Source organism: Aquirufa novilacunae (assembly GCF_045310505.1).
In the GTDB taxonomy this organism is placed as follows: domain Bacteria; phylum Bacteroidota; class Bacteroidia; order Cytophagales; family Spirosomataceae; genus Aquirufa; species Aquirufa novilacunae.
In genome coordinates, this window is record NZ_JBEWZG010000001.1 from 755,926 (window position 1) to 779,217 (window position 23,292).

Annotated in this window: 19 protein-coding genes and 1 tRNA gene; 12 read left to right on the top strand and 8 right to left on the bottom strand. The window is 40.8% G+C overall.

From position 1 onward, the window contains the following. From V7S74_RS03465 to V7S74_RS03475, 3 genes are read right to left on the bottom strand one after another with little or no spacing between them, the layout of a single operon-like run. Positions 1 to 801, bottom strand: a complete 801-nt coding sequence (locus tag V7S74_RS03465; RefSeq protein WP_406777370.1) for an inositol monophosphatase family protein — start codon at positions 799 to 801, stop codon at positions 1 to 3. Continuing rightward, positions 801 to 2,903, bottom strand: coding sequence for a carboxy terminal-processing peptidase (locus V7S74_RS03470; RefSeq protein WP_406777371.1), 2,103 nt, complete (start codon positions 2,901 to 2,903; stop codon positions 801 to 803). Before V7S74_RS03470 ends, V7S74_RS03465 begins: the two co-directional genes overlap by 1 nt. A 4-nt stretch (positions 2,904 to 2,907) precedes the next feature. Further along, positions 2,908 to 3,663, bottom strand: coding sequence for an FKBP-type peptidyl-prolyl cis-trans isomerase (locus tag V7S74_RS03475; RefSeq protein ID WP_406777372.1), 756 nt, complete (start codon positions 3,661 to 3,663; stop codon positions 2,908 to 2,910). A 258-nt stretch (positions 3,664 to 3,921) separates the two neighbouring features. Here V7S74_RS03475 and atpA point away from each other — a divergent pair, with 258 nt between their 5' ends. From atpA to V7S74_RS03500, 5 genes are all read left to right on the top strand, one after another. Next, a complete protein-coding gene (gene atpA, locus V7S74_RS03480) occupies positions 3,922 to 5,502 on the top strand; it encodes a F0F1 ATP synthase subunit alpha (RefSeq protein WP_406777373.1) in 1,581 nt (526 codons plus the stop codon). Between the two features lie 12 nt (positions 5,503 to 5,514). Further along, positions 5,515 to 6,393 carry an ATP synthase F1 subunit gamma gene (gene atpG, locus V7S74_RS03485; protein WP_406777374.1) on the top strand — a complete coding sequence of 293 codons (879 nt, stop codon included), beginning with the start codon at positions 5,515 to 5,517 and terminating at the stop codon, positions 6,391 to 6,393. A 59-nt stretch (positions 6,394 to 6,452) separates the two neighbouring features. Next, positions 6,453 to 7,727 (top strand): GTPase HflX, encoded by a 1,275-nt coding sequence (hflX, locus tag V7S74_RS03490; protein WP_406777375.1) that lies wholly within the window; start codon positions 6,453 to 6,455, stop codon positions 7,725 to 7,727. Between the two features lie 36 nt (positions 7,728 to 7,763). Then, positions 7,764 to 7,840 (top strand) — tRNA-Arg (locus V7S74_RS03495). Positions 7,841 to 8,127: 287 nt separating this feature from the next. Further along, positions 8,128 to 9,258, top strand: coding sequence for a GNAT family protein (locus V7S74_RS03500; protein WP_406777376.1), 1,131 nt, complete (start codon positions 8,128 to 8,130; stop codon positions 9,256 to 9,258). On the opposite strand, the gene V7S74_RS03505 is transcribed toward V7S74_RS03500, so the two are convergent. Next, positions 9,255 to 9,953: a 6-phosphogluconolactonase gene (locus V7S74_RS03505; protein WP_406777377.1), complete on the bottom strand. Its 699-nt coding sequence runs from the start codon at positions 9,951 to 9,953 to the stop codon at positions 9,255 to 9,257. The two genes, V7S74_RS03500 and V7S74_RS03505, sit on opposite strands and share 4 nt — an antisense overlap. 267 nt (positions 9,954 to 10,220) lie before the next feature. Between V7S74_RS03505 and V7S74_RS03510 the strand changes: the two genes are divergently transcribed. From V7S74_RS03510 to V7S74_RS03540, 7 genes are read left to right on the top strand one after another with little or no spacing between them, the layout of a single operon-like run. Further along, positions 10,221 to 10,904 carry a hypothetical protein gene (locus tag V7S74_RS03510; RefSeq protein WP_406777378.1) on the top strand — a complete coding sequence of 228 codons (684 nt, stop codon included), beginning with the start codon at positions 10,221 to 10,223 and terminating at the stop codon, positions 10,902 to 10,904. After that, positions 10,897 to 13,707, top strand: coding sequence for a hypothetical protein (locus tag V7S74_RS03515; RefSeq protein WP_406777379.1), 2,811 nt, complete (start codon positions 10,897 to 10,899; stop codon positions 13,705 to 13,707). Before V7S74_RS03510 ends, V7S74_RS03515 begins: the two co-directional genes overlap by 8 nt. Before the next feature lie 4 nt (positions 13,708 to 13,711). Then, positions 13,712 to 14,482, top strand: a complete 771-nt coding sequence (locus V7S74_RS03520) for a fibrobacter succinogenes major paralogous domain-containing protein (RefSeq protein WP_406777380.1) — start codon at positions 13,712 to 13,714, stop codon at positions 14,480 to 14,482. A 1-nt stretch (position 14,483) separates the two neighbouring features. Next, a complete protein-coding gene (locus V7S74_RS03525) occupies positions 14,484 to 15,164 on the top strand; it encodes a hypothetical protein (protein WP_406777381.1) in 681 nt (226 codons plus the stop codon). 55 nt (positions 15,165 to 15,219) lie between these two features. Continuing rightward, positions 15,220 to 16,296 carry an efflux RND transporter periplasmic adaptor subunit gene (locus V7S74_RS03530; protein WP_406777382.1) on the top strand — a complete coding sequence of 359 codons (1,077 nt, stop codon included), beginning with the start codon at positions 15,220 to 15,222 and terminating at the stop codon, positions 16,294 to 16,296. Continuing rightward, positions 16,296 to 17,549 carry an ABC transporter permease gene (locus tag V7S74_RS03535; RefSeq protein WP_406777383.1) on the top strand — a complete coding sequence of 418 codons (1,254 nt, stop codon included), beginning with the start codon at positions 16,296 to 16,298 and terminating at the stop codon, positions 17,547 to 17,549. Before V7S74_RS03530 ends, V7S74_RS03535 begins: the two co-directional genes overlap by 1 nt. A gap of 1 nt (position 17,550) precedes the next feature. Next, complete coding sequence (locus V7S74_RS03540) at positions 17,551 to 18,225, top strand: ABC transporter ATP-binding protein (protein WP_406777384.1); 675 nt, start codon at positions 17,551 to 17,553, stop codon at positions 18,223 to 18,225. A 194-nt stretch (positions 18,226 to 18,419) separates the two neighbouring features. On the opposite strand, the gene V7S74_RS03545 is transcribed toward V7S74_RS03540, so the two are convergent. The 4 genes from V7S74_RS03545 to V7S74_RS03560 form a co-directional block, all read right to left on the bottom strand. After that, entirely contained in the window at positions 18,420 to 19,583 is a 1,164-nt protein-coding gene (locus V7S74_RS03545; protein ID WP_406777385.1) for a helix-turn-helix domain-containing protein, read from the bottom strand. A 65-nt stretch (positions 19,584 to 19,648) separates the two neighbouring features. Continuing rightward, on the bottom strand, positions 19,649 to 20,668 hold the full coding sequence (locus V7S74_RS03550) for an acyltransferase (protein WP_406777386.1): 1,020 nt from the start codon (positions 20,666 to 20,668) through the stop codon (positions 19,649 to 19,651). Beyond that, a complete protein-coding gene (locus tag V7S74_RS03555) occupies positions 20,668 to 22,752 on the bottom strand; it encodes a xanthine dehydrogenase family protein molybdopterin-binding subunit (RefSeq protein ID WP_406777387.1) in 2,085 nt (694 codons plus the stop codon). Before V7S74_RS03555 ends, V7S74_RS03550 begins: the two co-directional genes overlap by 1 nt. Continuing rightward, the gene (locus V7S74_RS03560) at positions 22,749 to 23,210 is read right to left on the bottom strand and encodes a (2Fe-2S)-binding protein (protein ID WP_406777388.1); all 462 of its coding nucleotides are present in this window, start codon (positions 23,208 to 23,210) and stop codon (positions 22,749 to 22,751) included. The genes V7S74_RS03555 and V7S74_RS03560 overlap by 4 nt, the downstream gene beginning before the upstream one ends. Positions 23,211 to 23,292: the final 82 nt, after the last annotated feature.

Sequence of the window (23,292 nt, forward strand, 5' to 3'; positions counted from 1 at the left end):
TTAATCAAACCACTTTGACTGCAAAGTTCCTAAAAATTCCGAGAAAATAGGACCCGCTCCAATAATTTCACCCGTAAAAATTACATCCTGGCCACCAGAAAAGTTAGTCACCATTCCTCCTGCCTCTTCAATGATAATTTTACCTGCTGCCACATCCCAGGGCTTCAAATTCGCTTCAAAGAACCCTTCAAAACGCCCACAGGCCGTGTAAGCTAAATCAATGGCCGCTGCTCCCATGCGTCTTAAACCATGAGAAGAGCGCATCAGTTCCTTTAATAAATCTAAATACCGATCTTGGTACGAGAAATCATAATAAGGAAAACCGGTAGCTAATAAGGATTTCGACAAAGAATTCTCCGGCGAAACCTGAATAGGTTTACCATTCAAATGGGCCCCATTTCCTTTTGCTGCCGTAAATAATTCATCGCGATTAGGCTCATAAATGAGACCTAAAATGGGTTGCTTTTGATAAATCAAACCCACAGAGACGGCAAAAACGGGCAATTTATGCAAGAAATTCGTGGTGCCATCTAAAGGATCTATCACCCAATAGTGGCCATCCCCTACCTCTGCGTAATTCGAAGAGGTTTCCTCCGCGATAAATTGCGCTTCCGGAAAAACGACTGAAAGGCCTTGCTTTAATTTCGCCTCGGCTTGTTGGTCTACAAAAGAAACTAAATCATTCGTCCCTTTGTAGATGATATCTGAGCTCGTGAATTGAGATGATTGCTGCAAAATCCATTGCCCAGTCTCCCGAACAACCACTGCAGATTCACTCAATATATCAGCCAGTGCTTTCATTATTTCTTAGCTACTGCTTTAACAGGTGCCACAGGACCTTTTAACCAATCAGCGATAATCTGCTGTGTTTCCTTTAAATACGTATCCTTCGCGTGCTTGTCTTTTTCTTTTGACTCCACTTTCTTTTCGTCAACAATAAGTGTTTCTGAGCCCGTTAAGGAAGCCATTACCTCCTGAGTTTCATCTGGCTTTTTCTTTTGGTCATCTAATTCTTTCTTACGCTTATCGTAATTTAAGGCAATGGAATTCGTCTCCTTTAACTTCTTCCAACGCTCTAAATCTTCTTTCAACTTCAACAATTCTGGCTTCGTTTTTAAACGTGCCTGGAACGCAGCTTGTAATTGTTTCACCACCACTGGATTCACTTTACCGGTCTTCGTAAACGTAGTCGAGCGAATCATATCCCAAGGCAAGGCGCTTGGCTGAGAACTTTCGCCAAATTCTTCGGCTGAGAATGCAGAGGGTAAAGCGAAATCAGGGCTTACCCCTTTGTGCTGCGTCGAACTACCCGTGATGCGGTAGAATTTCTCCAACGTAATTTTCAATACCCCAGGATTCTCTTTTTCCGAACGAACAAAACGGCTTAAATCCAATACGCTTTGAACCGTACCTTTTCCGTAAGATTGCTCACCTACGATGATTCCGCGTTGATAATCTTGAATCGCACCTGCAAAAATTTCTGAAGCTGAAGCTGAGAAACGGTTAATTAAAACGGCCATCGGTCCGTCATACACAAGTTCAGGATTCTCATCGTTTTCTTGGGTGATTTGGCCAGTAGACTCTTTTCTCTGAACGACAGGACCGGAAGTAATGAACAAACCGGTTAAGTCTACCGCTTCGATCAATGACCCTCCCCCATTATTACGTAAATCGATTAGTAAAGCATCGATTCCTTCTTTCTTGAATTCGACTAAGAACTTACGCACATCGGCTGAGGTAGATTTGAAACCTGCTTCATTATTACGCGCACCCTCAAAATCACGGTAGAACATCGGGATGGTGATTAAACCAATTTTCAAGGTTTTGTCGCCCTGTTTTTGGAACAAAATCTCCTTCTTCGCCGTTTGCTCTTCTAATTTAATCTTCTCGCGAACGATGCGAACCTCCGTTGTAGGTGAACCTGTCACGCCAGAAGCTGGTAAGATTTTTAAACGTACGACCGTTCCTTTCGGGCCGCGGATTAATTTCACTGCATCATCCGTAAACCAACCGATCACATCAACAAACTTGCCATCATCTCCTTGCGCCACACCCACGATGCGATCTTTCGGATTAATTTGTTTGCTTTTATACGCTGGACCGCCAGGTACTAAATCAAAAATAGTTACGTAATCCCCCTCTAAACGAAGTGTTGCCCCTATCCCTTCGAAACTTTGGGACATATCCTTATTAAATTCTTCCGCAGCCTTTGGAATCATATACGATGTATGTGGATCAATACTCTCGGTATAGGCATTCATGAAAATCTGAAATACATCCTCCGATTTCGTCTTCGCCATGTATTTCTCCGTCCGCTTATAACGCTCTTTTAATTCACGTACAGACGTTGTATCAGCTTTCCCGCCAATTTTCCAATCCAATAATTGACGCTTGATGTCCTTGCGCCAGAAATCATCTAGCTCAGCCTCTGATTTAGCCCAAACCGCTTTCTCGCGATTCGGCTGATACGTTTCGTCAATCGTGAAATCAACCGCTTTATCTAATTGAGCGTTGATGAAGGCATAACGCGCCTTCATTCTTTTTTGGTAAATATTATAAATCTGAAATGCGGGAGTCAAATCGCCTAGATTAAGCGCCTCATCTATCGCTAAACGATACTTTTCAATCTCATTTATATCCTCTGCTAAAAAGAACACCTTGTTCGGGTCTAATTGCTTGATGTAGGCATCAAAAATCTTCGAAGACAACGAATCATTCACAGGAATCTTCCGGTAATGGTAGTTGCTCAAAATCTCGAATACCTTACTCTCCACCTTACGTTGCAAAGCAGAAGGCTGTAAATCACCTTCTTGGTAGGTCACTTGATTTTGCAGGTCTGAACCATGCATGAACCATACGACTAATAAGGAAAGCGGGATAAAAATAGGTAGTATCTTCTTCATCGGTTTACTTTTCGATCTCTAATAATTCGACCTCAAAAACTAATGCGGAATAAGGTTTGATGGTTTGACCACCGCCACGAACTCCGTAAGCTAGGTTTTCAGGAATAAATAATTTGAATTTAGAACCCACTGGCATTAATTGCAAGGCTTCTACCCAGCCTGGGATGACGCCAGAAACAGGGAATGAAATAGGCTCACCGCGTTGTACGGAAGAATCAAACACCGTACCATCGATTAATGTTCCGTGGTAATGCGTCTTGACTTTATCCGTTGCAACAGGCTTAGGACCTGTACCTAATTTGATGATTTTGTATTGTAATCCAGAAGACGTCACGATGATCGAGTCTTTCTTTTTATTTTCTGCCAAAAACTTCTCACCCGCCTCCTTGTTAGGCAAAAATTCTTTTGATTTTTCTAAGGCCAAGGCCTCTTGATTCTTCATCATGTAGTTTGAAACGATGTTTTGACATTCCTGCTCTGTCATTTTCAAGGCTCCACCTTGAGTGGCTGCCTCAAAACCTTTCGCCACCATCGCTGGATTTAACGTAACTTTTTGAGATTTAAAATTCTGTGCCACTAATACCCCTACCGCATAGGAAACAGAATCTACTTGATTAGCGAATTCTTTTACGGGCACTTTAGTTAACGAAACCGTTAACTTGGGCTTCGTGGCAGGCTTCGTGGTAGGCTTCGGTTTTATCTGCGCTACAGAAGTCAATGAAACAAAACAAGTAAGGATGGCAAGCAATTTAATTTTCATATAGATTGTTTATTAATTGTCAAAAACAAAGGTTCGAAGATACAGAAAAAAGCCTCTTTTTCAAGAATTTTAACGGCATTTAACAGGCTTTCCAACTTAGCTCAAAGACACTTCTTCAAAAAGTCTTATGATTATCGTCTTTTTTTTGATTAATTCATGGGATTATTCAAATTTCATGACTAATTTTGCACCCGAAATTTGATTCAAAATAAATAGTTTAAAAATCAATTTATAAATTATTAAACCCCTCCATTTTATATGGCATCAGTAAGACCAGATGAAGTTTCAGCTATTTTACGGGAACAATTGTCCCAAGCTAAAACTGTCGCAGAACTAGAAGAAGTAGGTACCGTACTCCAAGTGGGTGATGGTGTGGCACGTATTTACGGCCTATCTAACGTACAAGCAGGTGAGTTGATCGTTTTCGAAAACGGTCTGAAAGCTTTAGCCTTGAACTTAGAGGAGGATAACGTAGGTGCTGTATTATTAGGGGATTCTAGCTCTGTAAAGGAGGGTGATACCGTAAAAAGAACGAACCTTATTGCCTCTGTAAAAGTAGGTGATGGAATTTTAGGTCGTGTAGTGAACACTTTAGGTGAGCCTATCGACGGAAACGGTCCTATCGCAGGAGATTTATATGAGATGCCATTAGAGCGTAAAGCACCAGGGGTAATCTTCCGTCAACCAGTAACTGAACCATTACAATCAGGTATCAAAGCGATCGACGCGATGATCCCAGTAGGTCGCGGTCAACGTGAGCTAGTAATCGGTGACCGTCAAACAGGTAAAACTGCGGTTTGTATCGATACAATCATTAATCAAAAAGAATTCTACGATAAAGGAGAGCCAGTTTTCTGTATCTACGTAGCGATCGGTCAAAAAGCTTCTACTGTGAAGCAAGTTGAGCAAACTTTACGTAAAGCAGGTGCGATGGATTACACAGTAATCGTTTCGGCGACAGCTGCGGATCCAGCTCCAATGCAATTCTACGCTCCATTTACAGGTGCAGCAATCGGTGAATTCTTCCGCGATACAGGTCGTCCAGCTTTAGTTGTGTATGATGACTTATCGAAGCAAGCGGTAGCATACCGTGAGGTTTCTCTATTATTACGTCGTCCACCAGGACGTGAGGCGTATCCAGGTGACGTTTTCTACCTTCACTCTCGTTTATTAGAGCGTGCGGCGAAAGTAAACAACTCGGATGAGATCGCTCGCAACATGAACGACTTACCAGAATCAATCAAACACTTAGTGAAAGGTGGCGGTAGCTTAACAGCTCTTCCGATCATCGAAACACAAGCGGGTGACGTTTCTGCTTATATCCCAACGAACGTAATCTCCATTACTGACGGTCAAATCTTCTTAGAAACAAACTTGTTCAACGCAGGTATTCGTCCAGCAATTAACGTAGGTATTTCGGTATCTCGTGTGGGTGGTAACGCGCAGATCAAATCAATGAAGAAAGTAGCGGGTACTTTAAAGTTAGATCAAGCACAATTCCGTGAGCTAGAAGCTTTTGCGAAGTTTGGTTCTGATTTAGATGCATCGACGAAGTTAACGATCGACCGTGGTCGCCGTAACTTAGAAATGTTAAAGCAACCTCAATTCGCACCACAACGCGTAGAGGAGCAAGTTGCGATGATTTATTTAGCTACAACTGGTAACTTAGATAACGTACCAGTAGAAAAAGTTCGTGAATTCGAACAAGATTTCATTCAAGTATTACGTGCGACAGAAAAAGCAACATTAGAAGCTTTAGGTCAAGGTAAATACGATGATACCTTAACCGCTACGTTGAAGCGTGTGGGTAATGAAGTAGCAGCTAAATACAAAGCATAAAATTAGAATACTATGGCTTCCTTAAAAGAAGTAAGAAATAGAATTGTATCGGTTAACTCGACGCAGCAGATCACGAAAGCCATGAAAATGGTTTCCGCTGCGAAGCTACGTCGTGCACAAGATGCCATACACCAAATGCGTCCTTACGCTAAGAAATTAGCGGAAATGATTGCCACCGTTTCTGCTCAAACAGAAGCGGGTGCGGAGAATCCTTTCACCGAAGTACGTGAGATCAAGAATGCCTTAATCATTGTAGTAACCTCTGATCGTGGACTTTGCGGCGCATTTAATGCGAACGTAGGAAAAGCGACCATGGCTTTAATACAAGAGAAATATGCCGATCTTCAAGCGTCTGGAAATGTAGAGATTCTTTCATTAGGTAAAAAAGGAGCAGAATATTTATCACGTCGTGGATACAAAGTGAATGATGCGCATACAGACATCTTCACACGTTTGAACTTCACAAACGTACGTGAAATCGGTGAAGTCGTATTAAATGCCTTCACGGAGAAGCAATATGATGTTGTAGAAATTCTTTTCAATTACTCGAAGAACGTTGCTACACAGATTATTCAAACAGAACAATTACTTCCATTAGTAGCCTCAGAATCAGGTGAAAAAGCGAGTTCAGTAGATTATATCTTTGAGCCATCTGAGGAAGAAATTATTTCTGAATTAATTCCAAAGTCAATTAAATCATCCATCTTCCGTGCCTTATTAGAATCTAATTCTTCAGAACACGGCGCTCGTATGACAGCAATGGATAAAGCAACTGATAACGCTGGCGAATTAATTAAAGCATTGAAATTAGAGTACAACCGTTCACGTCAAGCAGCTATTACGAAGGAAATCTTAGAGATCGTAGGGGGTGCAGAGGCGCTAAACGCATAAGTAGAACAGCCTATCTAACAAGAAAGCCTTTCTTCACGGAAAGGCTTTTTTTAGCTAAAATGAAAAACAACGTAGTACATCGTACGGATGAGGAACAAGAAACCGCGGTCTTAGTCGCGGTCACTTCTCAAAAACAAAATGCCGAACAAACGGCCGAATACCTCGCGGAATTAGCCTTTTTAGCTTCTACTTCCGGCGTCGTGACGCTTCACAGCTTTACTCAAAATTTAGCCAAGCCCGATAACAAGACTTACGTAGGTAAAGGAAAATTCGAGGACATCATGGCCTATGTCATTGAGAAGGATGTCGACATGATCATCTTTGACGATGACTTAAGCCCATCTCAGGTGCGTAATATTGAATTTAATATTCAGGAATACGGCAAAGAAGTTAAAGTATTAGATCGCAGTTTATTGATTCTCAACATTTTTGCCTTGAGAGCCCAAACCGTTCAAGCTCGTACCCAGGTAGAACTCGCACAATACCAATACATGTTACCGCGATTAACCCGCATGTGGTCTCACCTTTCCAAACAACGTGGTGGCGTAGGTATGCGTGGTCCAGGAGAAAAAGAATTAGAAACGGACCGTCGTATCGCGAACGACCGTATCGCCTTTCTGAAGGACAAATTAGAAGCCATCGACAAGCAATCCTTCACCCAACGTAAAAACCGCGACCGTATGGTCCGCGTTTCATTGGTGGGTTATACAAACGTAGGCAAGTCCACTTTGATGCAAAAACTAGCAAAAACAGACGTTTTCGCTGAAAATAAACTATTTGCCACAGTAGATTCAACAGTTCGTAAGGTAGTCTGGGAAGGCATTCCTTTCTTATTAACAGATACCGTAGGTTTCATCCGCAAGCTCCCTACCCTCTTGATCGAATCCTTTAAATCGACTTTAGATGAGGTTCGCGAAGCCGATGTATTATTGCACGTGGTAGATATTTCCCACCCGAATTTTGAGGAACAAATCGAAGTAGTTCAAGGCATCCTTAACGAAATGGGGGTAGGAGATAAACCTACCATCCTCGTTTTCAATAAAATTGACCTCTTCCCTGTCGAGGACATTTTCTTCGAAGGATCTGAAGTGGGCATCGATGGCGAAGTGGAATTAAGTAAAATGGACCGTGTGACTGCCTTTTTAAAGCGCACTCACTGGCAAACCAATACACCAAAAACCGTTTTCATCTCTGCAGAACAACGTAGTAACTTAGCCGAACTTCGCGAGACGATCATGGGACAATTAAAAGACAAGCACATGCAGATTTTCCCGAACTGGCTAGAGGGAAATCACTTGATGGGGCATAGTGATGGGTATAGTCCAGAGCTTTAGCTCTGGAAAGTATAAAGCACAAAGAATAAAAAAGATTGGCGCTGTAGTTCAACGGATAGAATAGGCGTTTCCTAAACGCTAGATGCGGGTTCGATTCCCGCCGGGGCCACCCAGAGGGAAGCAGAAGAGCGCTCCTTCTAAACGCTAGATGAGGCCGGGGTCGCGCTCGACTCGATTCCCGCCGGGGCCACAAAGTCACTTCGTGACAGTAGTCGGTAGTCAGTGGACGGTAATCAGTCCGAGGGAATGAATCCGAAGGACAAAACATTTCAAAAAGTCATCTGCGCAGCGGATACCGACTTTGTGCTTTTTGCTTTGTGCTTTGTTCTTTGAAGACGCGGAGCGTCAGTCCGGAACAATTCTCACAATTTGTGTGTTACACACCCATTAAACAAATCATTTGAGTCTCAATTACACCCATCAACTTTTCAAAAAAACAGCTGAATTACCCGAAAACTGGGATCAAGTGTCGGCGTCCTGCCTTTTTTTGCAGAAGAATTATTTGCAGACTTTGGAGGAATCTTCGCCTGAAAATATGGAATGTACTTTCTTGGGGATATTTGATAGCGAAAAACTGGTGGCTACCAGTTTGATTCAAGAGATTGATTTGGCGAAATTGACTGGTTTTGGAGAGAGAGATCACGCCATCAAAACGGCGATGCGGAATTTTCTGTTTAAGCAATTTGCATCGCAATTACTTTTGGTGGGGAATAATATGCTGAGTGGCCAAAATGCCTATGCTTTTTTGCCTGAAGTAGACGAGAAAATTTTAGTTGAAAAACTGCGCGTGATTGTTGAAAATTGGCCAAATAAACCTCATTTAACCATATTCAAAGATTTTAATGAAGGCCAAATCAAGACCTTCCATATCCCTGCCTTTGGAACTGATTATGAATTCAGCTCACAACCAAATATGGTTTTTGAGATTAATCCCAATTGGCAATCAGAAAACGATTATGTGGCTGATTTGACAAAAAAATACCGTGACCAATGGAAACGGTGTCGAAAAAAAGGGGACGGCCTAAGTAGAAAAGAGCTTAGTTACGTGGAAATAGTAGAACAGGAGGAAAGGATTTATGCTCTCTATCTACATGTGGCTGAGAATGCACCATTCAACACCTTTATCCTGCCTTCAAACCATTTTTCCACCTTTAAAAAATACGTTGGAACGGATTTTATCTTGCGAGGGTATTTCCTAGATAATCAGTTAGTTGGATTTTCTACTGTCATACGCCATGGGGAGGAATTAGAAACGTATTTCTTAGGATACGATGAAACGATACAGCGTGAAAAAATGCTTTATCTGAACATGTTGTACGATATGGTAGAATGTGGTATCGCTGAAGGGTTTAGCCGGATTATTTTAGGCAGAACAGCACTTGAAATTAAGAGTTCAATTGGGGCAAAAGCGACACAACTAAAAGGTATTATGCGGCATCGTTTTGGCCTAATTCATCGCAATCTGTCATGGATTTTTCCCATACTAGAACCGGAAGCTGACTGGATCGAGCGTCATCCGTACAAAGACTAGACCGCAGAGGAGTCAATTAAACATTCCACATTCGGGTGCATCCATAAAAAAGAAGCAGGACAATCCGTTCCTATTTTACGTTCCATAATTCGCTTCACAGCCCCTTGCTTTCCTTTCCCCGTAATCAAGAAAATGATTTTTTTTGACTGCATAATTCCTTCCATTCCTACGCATAATCCATAGGCCGGCTCATCCCCATGTGAGAGTGCAGGGTCATGTGCAATCGTAGACTCAGCTAATAAAGCTTTGTGAAAATAAAGCTGCAAGGTTTCAGCAGGCTCATTAAATGCGATATGACCATTTTTACCTAAGCCTAAAATACAAATATCCAAAGCTCCGTTTTCGGTCAAAAATGCATTCATTCGTTGGCATTCAGCTTCCACAACCTCAGACTTCGTATCAAATGTGGTATAGCGATTGTCATCGATTTCCAAAGGTCCCAATAAATGCTTTTTCAAATAGGTCTCGCATGAATCTGGATGTTCTGACGGAATTATCCCCCATTCATCCATTTTCACTACCCGCATCTGACCAAAAATCTCCTTTTCTTTTGCCATTTCTGCATACATGCCTGTGGGACTACCACCCGTGGCAGCACAAAATAGCAAGTCAGGGGTATGCTTTACTTCTTCAACAATAAGAGAAGCTGCTTTTTTACTTAAAGCAGCATAATTTTCAAGAAAGGAGATTTTCATTTTACATCAATTGTGTGGCAATATACCAAAATTTAAATAGACCTTTTAAAGGCCTTTACAAATAATAAATTGACAATCCTAATCCGAAAGTGAGATTATCAGTTTCTTGATAATTTGCAAAAGCCACAAAGCATAAAATCGACCTCAATTGCACGCAATTGAGCATATAATCCATTTGCCAGGTAGCTGATTTTTTTAGCATTTAGCATTCCAAAACCTTTTATGTAGCTTGCTTTTGCCTTCGGGTAATTGCCTAACCACAATAGTATGAAAACAATAAAATACCTAACCCATTCATTTACTATTTCCTTTATCTGCTTAATCTCCATTTTGTGTTCACAAAAACTGCTAGCACAAGATTGGAGATTTCAGGTAGGAATCAATTCCGCTCAATTCAGATTCAATAATCCTATTAATTCCACGGCCCACTCATTTCAGCCTGAGGCAGGATTACACCTATCCATTGCACATAATAGACCACTTGTCGATTCGTCCAAAACGAAAAGCGCATTTGTCCGAAAACTCCTTTTTCAATGGGGTATTCATCTGAATGAATTTAATTCTTCAGGTGTGGTCCAAAATATTCCCTTCAGCTATACTACTACCTACGCAGGCCTAAAGTCAGGTCTGAGAATGAGATCAAATTTGGGAAAAGGATTTGCTATCTCTTATACAGGTCTACTTCAAGTAAGCCAGCTGATAATGGGTAATCAAAAAATGGGAGTCCACACCTATAATCTGCAAGGAAATAATCAATTTGACCGACTTCAGTTTCATCTAGGAGCAGAATTGCAAATACTTAAAAAGTTGAATGCTCAAACTGATTTGTTTATTTACTTCTCTGATTCCTGGCAATTAAATACCATCCAAAAAGATGGAAGCCAATTCGCGATCAATCCTACCTCGTTTGGGTTTGGGCTACACTATTCTCCTTTCAACAGCCATGAATAATATCCAACGAATTCTTCTTTTGATCGGAATCTCTTTTTGTGGATATGCACAAAAAACAGGCATCAATTACCAAGCGGTCATCCTAGATCCTAACTCTATTGCCATGCCTGGCAATAATCATTCAGGTCAACCATTGGCAAAATCTCCCGTTCAAATCAGATTTAGCCTACTAAAAGGCACAACGCTAGAATACCAAGAAACACATCAGGCTCAGACGGATGAATATGGGTTAATCAACCTGACTATTGGGAAAGGGATAAAGCTATCAAGCACCACTTTTGATGATATCCGATGGTCAGACACCCTAAAAACATTACAGGTCGAGGTGAAGTTTTCCTCCTCAAATTCTTACACGGAAATTAGCCGTAATAGCCTAAATTATAGCCCCTATGCTCTGTATGCAAAATCTGTTGACTACCAAAATATCCAAGGAAAACCAGCCGGCCTCTCCTACTTCTCGAATGATGCGGGTCTATTAAATCAAGCCGACTTAGCTTCCTTACGACTTGAAATAAAGAATCAAATCGACCAAATTATCCTAAACGATGTACCCTTAGCCTCTGACATTTTACCCGGTAAAATCAAGCTTTCTGGTGACTTATCTGGACTTGCCACCGCCCCCCTTATAAAAGACGATGCCGTTTCACATACCAAAATTAGCGATGGGGCGATTCATGGACCAAAACTAAGAGACTCAAGTATAGTAGATCAAAAAATCGCATTTGGAATCAATCCAGCAAAAGTAGGCTTAGACTTAGTTGACAATACTTCAGACCTAAATAAACCGATCAGTACGGCGACTCAAACCGGATTAGATTTAAAGGCGGACAAAACCGAATTGAACGCTAAGGCACCTCTCCTCTCACCCACCTTTACCGGAATCGTTTCAGGTGTGTCTGCTAGCATGGTAGGCTTGTCTAATGTCGATAATACCTCCGATGCAAGTAAACCTATCAGTGCTGCCACACAAACGGCATTAGATTTAAAAGCTAATATTACCGATTTAGCTTTCAAAGCCGACTTGTCCAATCTAAACCTAAAGGCGCCTATTGCCTCACCCACCTTTACTGGGATGGTTTCAGGCATTACAGCGACGATGGTAGGATTGAACAATGTAAACAATACAACGGATCTAGCTAAACCCATTAGCATTTCTACCCAAACTGCTTTGGATTTAAAAGCATCCATTGTATCCTTAAATCAAAAAGCAAACTCGACAGATGTTGCCTTGAAGGCAGATATCACTGATTTAAATTTAAAAGCACCTATTGCCTCCCCAACTTTCACTGGAATAGTATCAGGAATAAGCGCTGCTATGGTAGGTTTGACTCATGTGGATAATACGTCTGATGCGAATAAACCAATTAGCACCGCCACACAAACCGCGTTAGATTTAAAGGCAAATTCAACTGATTTAGTGGCGGGATTAGCAACAAAAGCGGGAACAGCCTCTCCTACTTTTACAGGAATCGTTTCTGGAATTACAGCCAGCATGGTGGGATTAGGTAATGTTAATAATACTTCAGATGCCAATAAACCAGTCAGTACGGCAGTTCAAACAGCCCTGGATTTAAAAGGTTCGGTTAAAAGGGTAAATGGAGTAACTCCTGATGTAAATGGGGATATTGCCATTTCTCTAGGAAGAAACTATACTGGATTATACAATAATGGTAACATAAGTATCAGTGGCACACCAGTAGGAGGTGATATTTTTATCGTTTCCTCTGATCCAGTTGGCGCAAATAACGGTAGAACATTTATTTATGTCAGTCCAAATTGGAATGAAATCACTAATAACATTGGGACGACAGATGCACGATATGTACAATTAGCCGGAAGTACTCTTCAAGGAAACTTAGTTTTTCCTACTGGAAAAAAAATAACATTAACAGACCAGCCCAGTCTATCAACTGATGCAGCAAATATGGCTTATGTAGACGCCTCAAAAACAATAGATGCTACCTCACTTGTCAATGGAAAAATTAGACTCGCTGGTGATTTAACAGGAACAGCCTCTAATCCAGAAATAGCAAACGCTGCTATTACTGATGCTAAAGTAGCCAACGGCATCAGCCAAACGAAAGTGGGGCTAGGTAATGTTAACAATACGAGCGATTTATTAAAACCCATCAGTAATGCAACTCAAGCAGCGTTAGACGCAAAAGCTAGTAATACTGCTCTTGACTTAAAGGCCCCCATTGCCTCCCCTACCTTTACCGGGACAGTAGCAGGAATCACGAAAGCTATGATAGGTTTAACTAATGTAGATAATACAACAGATCTATTAAAACCGATCTCATCAGCTACTCAGACTGCGTTAAACCTAAAAGTTAGTTTGACGGGCATTGAAACATTAACAAATAAAACCTTGACTTCCCCTGTGTTCACGAGCCCTACCTTAGGAACACCGGCATCAGGCTTGGCAACGAATTTAACTGGCTTAACGTTGTCTTCTGGAGTAACAGGTATTTTACCCGTTTCGAATGGAGGAACAGGAGTTAATTCCCTAAGTGGATTAGTTAAAGGGAATGGAAGTTCGGCCATGTCAGTCGCCATTAATGGAACTGATTTTAGCCTAGTTAGAGAGGTGAGCGATGAATATACGGCTACTGTAGGCCAAACAGTTTTCGCCCTTACTCAAACAAAATCGGCGAACACACTCATGAGACTCTATATCAACGGTGTCAGAATCTCCAAAACAGCCTTCAGCTTATCTGGTACCACCTTTACCTACCTACCCGCGAATAACGAGACTTACGCTTTAATTGCAGGAGATCGTATCCAAATCGACTATTACTATTAATCCCATGAAAAGCATCATACTGTTAATTTTCATACCGTTCCTAGTTTTTAGTCAATTGACCAAGTCAGGATTTCGTCAAACTAACCCTAACATTTATGTGGATTTTAGTGGAAAAATAGGAAGTGGCAAGGGATTAGAACGTTTTGGAAAAAAAACACTATCCTTTGTCTGTGGCAATGCACTTACGATTGTTCATACCACAACTAATGGGGTCGCTCCTGTAAATAAAACGGTTATCTATGGTACCGTAAAATCATCTTTAAGTGGTTCAGAAAAATGTTGGATTACCCAAAACCTAGGCTCAACAAATCAAGCCACATCGGAAACAGATGCCACTGAGGCAGCGGCAGGATGGTATTGGCAATTCAATAAGAAAAAAGGATACAGGAATAATGGCGTGTCCACTTCCCCTACATTCCCCTCTACGAATACAAACACGGAGACTTTGAATTGGGGAGCAACAACTGATCCCTGTACTTTGGAATTAGGTGTGGGATGGAGAATACCTACTGTAACAGAGTGGACCGCCGTCAACAATGCAAATTTGAGAGCCCAAGCATTCGCAGGTGTATTAAAAATGCACGCTGCCGGCTATTTAAGCACAGGAAGCAGTAGCTCATTAATGAATCGGGGATCACAATTCTTTTATTGGAGTTCCACTCATAGCGACGTTACCTACGCGAAAGGCTTGGTCATTTATACGACTTCAACCTACAACCAAATATCTAATAATGATAAGGATGCAGGTCTTTCCGTTCGTTGTATTCGAGATTAAAATGAGGAGTTTCATCTGGTTAATCCTACTATCTTTTACCGGATTTTGTCAAGGCAAATCAGTGGGCTTTCCCGATTTCAAACAGTCTAATCAGAAAAAATTATCCATCGAAATGGTCATTTCTCGAATCAGAGAAACAAGACGAAGTGACTCTTTACATTATGGAGATGCGCTTGATTTTTATTATCCTAAAATCGCAGCAACAGGCAAAAACGATTGGATTGAAAAATTAGCTGAATTCAGTTTAGATCCAGATTGCCCTGCGAAATTTAAACAAAAAATAAACGCCCACATTTTGTCTATTAGAACACTACAAATTGGAGAACTGGCTCCGGATTTCATAGTAGACAAATTTCAATTAAGTTATTTTCATCCCGGGACAAAACAAATTTTAATCTTGTTCTATAGTCCATCTTGTTTCCACTGCACTGAATTATTAATTGATTTAATTCCCTATGTCAAGTCGCAAAAACTATCTGTTATTGCGCTGCAAATAGATAATGATACAAATCCCTGGGTTTTTCCCAACGATTGGATACTTATTAAGGCTACTGAAAAAATAAGGAAGGCCTACGGAGTGTTTTCAACTCCGAGTCTCTATTTAATGAATAATGAAAGTCGCAAAATCAGCTGCCTGCCTGAAAATATGGAACAACTAAAAAGTATGGAAATATTGTTCTAGAAAGAAAATGGATGAACGCATCCATTCATGTTTCTTTTTTGGGTAAATTACGAGTATGAAACATATAGTCCTATTCGCTTTAGGGATCCTCGTATTTTCATGCGGAAAAAAGGAAGAAACTAGTCTTCCTATAGTAGGTCCCATTACAGAATCAGTTTATGCCTCAGGTGTACTAAAAACGGCTGATCAATACCAAGCTTATGTCACCGTTAATGGGATAATTAGCCAGTTACTCGTAAAGGAAGGTGATTCCGTGCAGGTAGGGACTCCATTAGTTGCCATCACCAACGAGACACAACGTTTTGCTGCAGAAAATGCAAACATTGCAGCTAATTTTAATGATTTCTCCGCTAATTCAGGAAAATTAGATGAGGCAAAATTAGTCATTGAATCCGCTAAGAATAAATTCCGAGTAGACTCGTCTTTGTATTACCGCCAAAAAAATCTTTGGGATCAACAAATAGGAACGAAAGTAGATTTCGAATTGAAAGAATTAGCTTTCCAAACGTCTAAATCTAACTATTTGGCCGCTATTCAACGCTACAAAGAATTAAAGAGAAGTTTAGAATTCAGTTCCGCTCAATCAAAAAAGAGTTTACAGATTTCTAGAAATCAAGCCCAAGATTTCATTCTACGTTCAAAAACAAATGGAATCGTTTATAGTCTATTGAAAACGATTGGCGAAATCGTTAGTCCACAAACCCCTATTGCGGTGATTGGAAATTACAAGGACTTTGTTTTGGAATTACAGGTAGATGAAAATGACATTTTACGTGTTCAAAATGGCCAAAAGGTGATTTTAACATTAGATAGCTATAAGAATCAATCATTTGAGGCGAAAGTCACGAAAATCTCCGAGATTATGAATGAGCGCAGTAAGACATTCGTAGTTGAAGCAAAATTCACCAATGCTCCCCCTAAACTATTCCCAAATATTACTTTTGAGGCTAATATTTTATTAAGCAAAAAGGAGAATGCGCTTTTAATTCCTCGAAATTATTTAAAACAAGACTCAATTGTGACCTTAGCATCTGGTGAGGAAAGGGTTGTGAAGGTGGGATTAAAGGATTTTCAAAAAGCAGAGATTCTATCTGGGTTAAAAGCCACAGAGGAAATTGTAAAGCCTAAATAATGAAATTCAAACTCGTATATCAGGTCGCATTCTCGCTTTTGATTGCCCGGTGGAAGCAGACGTTAGTCGCGGCTATCGGTGTGACCATCAGTATAACGATGTTTGTCACTGTCCTTAGTTTCATGTCTGGATTAAATGACATGCTAGATGGCTTAATTACGAACAGAACGGCACACGTTCGCATCTATAAAGAAATTCAAATTTCGGAAAAACAGCCAGCAGATTTTGTAAATCAAAACGGTCACAATTTCGTTTCCTCCATTAAACCGAAGAATGAGTTACTAGGTATCAATAATAGCAAGATCATCATTTCATCTCTTCAAAAAGATGATCGCGTTTTAGGGGTTGCTCCTAAAATAAGTGCTCAAGTTTTTTATAATGTGGGGGCGGTAGATTTGACGGGATCTATTTTTGGGGTTGATCCTGTGGAAGAAAATCGACTTTTTAAGTTTAGCGATTATGTTACTTCCGGGAACTATATTGACTTGAAGAATATCCCCAACAGTATCATTTTGGGAAAAGGCGTAGCCACTAAAATGATGGCTAATTTGGGCGATGTCATTCAAATCACAACAAGCAAGGGTGATCAGGTGGCACTAAGAGTGGTGGGAATTTTTCAATCTGGAATTCAGGATTTGGATAATGTCCAAAGTTATTGCTCGCTGTCTACCACCCAGAAAATTTTAGGCAAGCCCAGTAATTACATCACAGACATTCAAGTAAAATTAAAGGATATTCTTTGGGCGCCTGAGGTAGCTAAAGAATATAAAAAGGTGTATGAATTAAATGCCGTTGATATACAAACCGCGAATTCACAATTCGAAACGGGAAGTTCGGTCAGAACGCTTATTTCTTATGCGGTGGGTATTACCCTATTACTAGTCGCAGGTTTTGGTATCTATAACATCCTGAATATGATGATCTATGAGAAAATGGATTCTATCGCCATCCTAAAAGCGGTAGGGTTTTCAGGAAAAGATGTCAATAAAATATTCATTTCTATTGCATTAAGCATTGGCATTTTTGGAGGAGTGATGGGACTACTGCTCGGCTTTGGATTAACCTCCATCATCGACCAGATTCCATTCAACACAGAATCATTACCTACGATCAAAACATACCCGATTAATTACAACCCTAAATTCTATTTAATAGGCGGAACTTTTGCCATCGTGACCACCTATTTTGCAGGATTCTTCCCATCACGTAAGGCGAGTGGTATTGACCCGGTCATCATCATTAGAGGAAAATAATATGAATAAGGTCGTATTAGAGGCTAAAGAGATATCGAAATACTTTCACGATCCCGTGACAGTGAAGATTTTAGATAAAGTTAGCTTCCAGCTAAATCAAAGTGAATTTGTATCTGTCATCGGTCGGTCAGGTTGTGGTAAATCAACCCTACTCTACATTCTATCCACCATGGATACGGATTACGAGGGAGATCTATTGATCGATGGAGAATCGATGCGTGACAAAAAAGAAGGAGAGCTAGCCATCGTCAGAAATGAAAAAATAGGTTTCGTATTTCAATTCCACTACTTATTAAACGAATTCTCGGTCCTAAAAAACGTTATGCTCCCTGGCTTGAAACTCGGGAAGTATTCAGAAAAAGAGATTGAGCACAGAGCATACGAAAAGCTGAAAATATTAGGGATTGAAAATGAAGCTTTAAAAGACCCGAATCAACTCTCAGGTGGACAAAAGCAGCGCGTTGCCATTGCAAGAGCACTCATCAATGACCCCTTATTAATTATGGGTGATGAACCCACTGGAAACTTGGATAAGAAAAACTCCGAAATCGTATTTAATATTTTCCAAGAGTTAGCCGAAGAGTATAAACAAACCTTATTAATCGTTACACACGATAATGAATTTGCGGCAAAAACGACTCGTATCATCGAGATGGAAGACGGCCATATCAAATAAAAAAAGGAGCAAAGGGTCAATAACCCTCGCTCCCTGCATTCATCTGTTCTATTATTATTTCTAGTGGTTAGGCGGTATCAGATTCGCTTAAACAATAATAGGGATTTAGTAGGGAGCCTGGAAATTAATTCCCATTTGTATGTTCCATTTTCGAAATACCGAACAAAGTGTCTAAAAAAACGGGCGAATCGCCACTATAGCTTGCTTTTTCTTTCTGCATAAGCTGAGGGGGACTCCCCCACTATTTCTTTGAAGTTGACGAAAAAAGTCGTTCTGGACTGGAAACCTGATTCAAAACCAATAGCTTCTAAGGTGTGTACTTTATCTTTCCCCGCATCGATCAATTCTTTTGCATATCGAATTCGCCAGCGCATGCGTTGCTCCAGAAAATTAGATTGCTGTGTTTTTCTGAAATAAAAATTAAAATGGTGAACCGGAATATCTAAAGCAGACGACAGTTGTGCGAGCGAAAAAGAAGTCTTTAAAAAGGGTTTATACTCCTCTAAGTATAAATCCAATTTGGTTTCAATTTCAATTAATTTTTCAGGCGATAATTCATAATGAGGTATTTTCAATTTCGCTTCTCTTTCTTCTATGATATAGGGCTCATATAAGAACTCTGGAAAGTAGAAAACACTTAGCGAGAATACTAGGTAGGAACCTAAGCCCAGGTAATTCCAAGGGGTATTCCCTTGGTAGGTTAACTTATACTGCTCAAGATGGGGAACGATTAAAAAGAAATAGACCAAAAAGAGGACCAATAATACCTGAAGCACGAGGAAACCTGGAATCCAAAAATGCAATATGAAATTTTTAGGCCTTTCAGGTCGATGAAGTAGGTATAATCGGGCACTGTAAAAAATATAACCACTGCTTAAAATAAGTTTGAAGTAAAAATGAAAACGAGTGGACAAGAGGAATCCGAATTGTTGCTGAACTAATTCATGTACATCAAATTTAACTAATTCAGCTACCTCTACTTTATGAGCGAAAGAGGTAAAAGCATAAGGTAACATATCTACTAATTGGATAGCAAAAGGGAGTAAATGAAACCAATCGTAACCCGAAAAATGTACTTTAACCTTTAACATCGCCCGGACATACAAGTAGGCCAAAGGATATAGTAAATAATAAAACGCGTCGAAATTACCTAGAAGAACGGCAACGACCTCTACATGCCATTCGATAAAAAGACAGTAATGCAATAAGGTAAATAAGCCAAAAAAGAGAAAATAGAAAAATAGGAATCGCTTCGGACTTTTGAAGAAAGCCCCAGTCGATTTAAAGAATAAAAGCAAGAGAATGAAAAAGCTCATGAACACCGCAAGCGTGTGCCCCAACTTATAAATTTCGTGCATTAAATGGTTAGGTATGAGTGGTTAAAGGTATTCTAACGAATGTACAAAAATACCCCCACAATCAATCAACCAGCCAAGTTTTTAATCAGTGGTATTTTTCGCAAAATCCAGACAATGGAACCCGAAATTAAAAGACAGGCCAGAGCAGTCAATGGCACGGCAATGCTGGGATGAAGCATTTCACCGTAAATACCTGCTTTGGCAAGATAAAACAACACAATGATATGAATTAGGTAGATACCATAACTGTGCGAACTCACCCAGTCCCGAAATGGCTTCAGGAAATTAATATCAAGGTTTTGATATTTAAAAGTCAAGAACACTCCTACCGTAGCGAGGACCACACTAGGGGAAAAATTCGCATACAACAAGCCATAAAACTTACCGCTAGCCGCCGTAAAGAAGTAGGATCCCACCATGGTCCACAAAGTCCCCACAAGGAAAATCAACAAGGCCTTCCATTTAATACCAGCACTAAATTCTTTCGTACTTAAATAGTAGCCAAGCACTAAATAACCCACATAACCCGTAAAATCGGTTAGAGCTACAGGCAATTTCAGATAAGGAAAGTGGGGATTATTAAACAAAATAGTCAATCCCCAAACGCCTAAAAAATACTGAATATGGGACTCTGGAGCCGATCGAATCCAACGACCAATGATGGGAATAAACAAATAGATTCCAATAATCATGTAGATATACCAAAAATGGTACGAAGCTCCATTAAAATATTGCTCTCCTATCCACGTTAATCCATCTGAAAGTCCGAAAGATTTACCTCTCAGCCGAACCTGCCAATTGAAAATGGTAAAAATCAGGTTGTAGAACAGAAAAGGCATAACAATGCGCTGAAAACTTTTCTTCAAAAAAGGGCCTATTGGCTCTTCTCTAGGCAATAGCAAGGCACCTGACAACATGACAAAAATGGGTACCACATAGCGGTACCCCCCATTGTATAAATTTGCAATCCACCAATGATCCGCTGGCACTTTCGTAAATCGGAATAAAATGGTCGCAGAGGCATGAATCAAAATCACACCAATGGTTGCATTCACCCGAAGATTATCTAGCCAGCTTATTTTCATTAGCTAAATGGTTGTTTGTAATGACGCTTTTTAGTGGCTGCATAAATCGCATTCGCGATAGAACCTCCCGTAGGTGGTAAAGCTGGTTCGCCTAATCCAGTAGGTGCAATTCCATTATTCACAAAATGTGCATCAATTACCGGAACCTCATTTCCCCGAATCATACGGTAGGTATTAAAGTTATTTGGGCTGGCCACTCCGGCTTGGAAATTTAATTTCGCAAACATCGCGTGGCCCATACCATCAATGATGGCGCCTTTTACCTGGTTTTCAGCTCCACTTAAGTTAACTACTTCGCCACAATCCGTCACAGCAGTCACCTTCGTTACTTTGGGTTTTCCATTCTCCACTTTAACTTCTGCAACTTGAGCCACATACGATAAGTGTGAATAATAGACGCTGAAACCTTGGTGAACACCTGGCTTTTTCTTCCATTGTGACTTCTCAGCTACTTGTTTAATCACCTCTTCAAATCGAGCAGGCTCATAGGTGATTTTACCAACTGGTTTCGTTTTGACTCTTTCTAAAAGCGCTAATCGCATCTGAATCGGATCCTTTCCTGCTGCCTCAGCTACCTCATCTAAAAAGGCTTGTTCAGCAAAACCTAAGAAATTCGTGATCGGTGCGCGCCATGGGCCAGTGGTGACGGCGGATTTTTGGTCGATAGATTCGATCAAAACGTTTTCGATCGCTCCTACTGGGAAATTATCTTGGCGAGTAGAATTACCGGCATTTAAGCCTACGCCGCGTAAATAAAACGCCACGATATTACCTGAAGCATCGATACCCGCTTTGAAATGATAACGAACTGCTGGGCGGTAAGTACCTCCCGTCATGTCATCCTCCCGCGTCCACATCACTAAAACAGGTTTCTTGATGATACTCGAAAGCTCAGCAGCTTCTAACACAAAATCATTACTTAAGCGACGGCCGAAACCTCCACCCATTTTGGAAATCTCTACCTGAATTTTATCAGAAGGAATTTTCAACAGGTCTGAAACTGCTTTTTGAGCAGGTTGTGGAACCTGGGTAGGTCCAGCTAAGAGCACGGAGTCTGGCTTAACATCCGCGAAGAAATTCATCGGTTCCATCGGACTATGCGAGATGAAGGGACATTCATAGGTCGCTTCAATTACTTTAGTCGCTGTGGCGATGGCTGCTGTAAAGTCTCCATCCTTGCGCATCACTTGCGCCTTGTCGGACTTCATACCATCGTCGAACCATTTTTGGTGCGTTTCTGTGCTTTCCAAAGGAGCATCAGAACCATAATCACATCGCAGACTAGCGCGAGCCTGCAAAATAGCGTAGGTATTCTCCCCTACGATAGCCACTTTATTTTTAAAGGAAACGACGTCGATAATGCCCGGCATTTTCTTCACATCGTCTGCCGAGAAAGATTTCAACGTAGCACCAAAAGGAGGACGCACGATTTGCGCAAACACCATCCCTGGCTTTCTAATGTCTATTCCGAAAAGAGGTTTACCCGTAATGACATTTTTATTGTCCACCCCTTTCACGCGGGATCCTATGATTTTATAGTCCTTGCGATCCTTGAAGGTAACTTCTGTGGGTACAGGTAATTTAGCAGCAGCTTCGGCTAAAGAACCATACGTCGCTTTTTGACCTGCAGGTCCTAAGACAACTCCTTTTGCTGTTTTGCAAGTACTTACATCCACCTTCCATCGATCTGCAGCAGCCTGCATCATCATCTTACGAACCGTTGCACCCGCTTTTCTGAGGCGCTCCCAAGAATGTTTCAAGGCACCACTTCCTCCAGTCAATTGGCGTTCAAAGAGTTTCGTATCTAAATTTGCTTGCTCTACTTGCACCTGAGCCCAGTCTACGTCCAATTCTTCTGCTACTACGACTGGAAATGCGGTTTTAATTCCTTGACCAATTTCTGGGTTTGGGGAATATAGAATCACTTTTCCTAAGCTATCAATCGAGAGAAAGGCGTTAAAACGACCCGCAGATCCCACCACTTCCATGGCCGAGGCATCCGCTGAAAACCAGTCGAAACCTAAGGTAAATACACCCGTAAATAGGGCGGTTTTTTGTAAAAAATCTCTTCTGGACGTTTTCATTTCTTGATCTTTTTAGAGGCTAATTTTACGGCTTCTTGAATACGGTGATAGGTTCCACATCGGCAGATATTGCCTGACATTCCATCGATAATTTCTTGATCTGTCGGGTGTGGATTATTTTTCAAAAGTCCAGCAGCTGTCATGATTTGACCTGCTTGGCAATAACCACATTGTGGCACGTCTAACTCGTCCCAAGCTTGTTGCACCGGATGTTTTCCGGCTGGATCTAAACCTTCAATCGTGGTAATTTGCGCGTTAGATACCGCTGAAATAGGTAGAACGCATGAACGCATCGGTTCTCCATTTACCCAAACGGTGCAGGCGCCACATTGGGCAATTCCACAACCGTATTTCGTTCCTAAAAGTGATAAATGGTCTCTTAAAGCCCACAACAACGGTGTGTTAGGGTCTATGTCCAAGGAAACCTTTTTCTTGTTTACTGTGCAATTGATAGCCATCGTAAGGTTTATTAAAGATGCAATTTTGTCTTAGCTACAAAACTCACTACGAGACAAAATGGTTTAAGCCTAAATATATAAA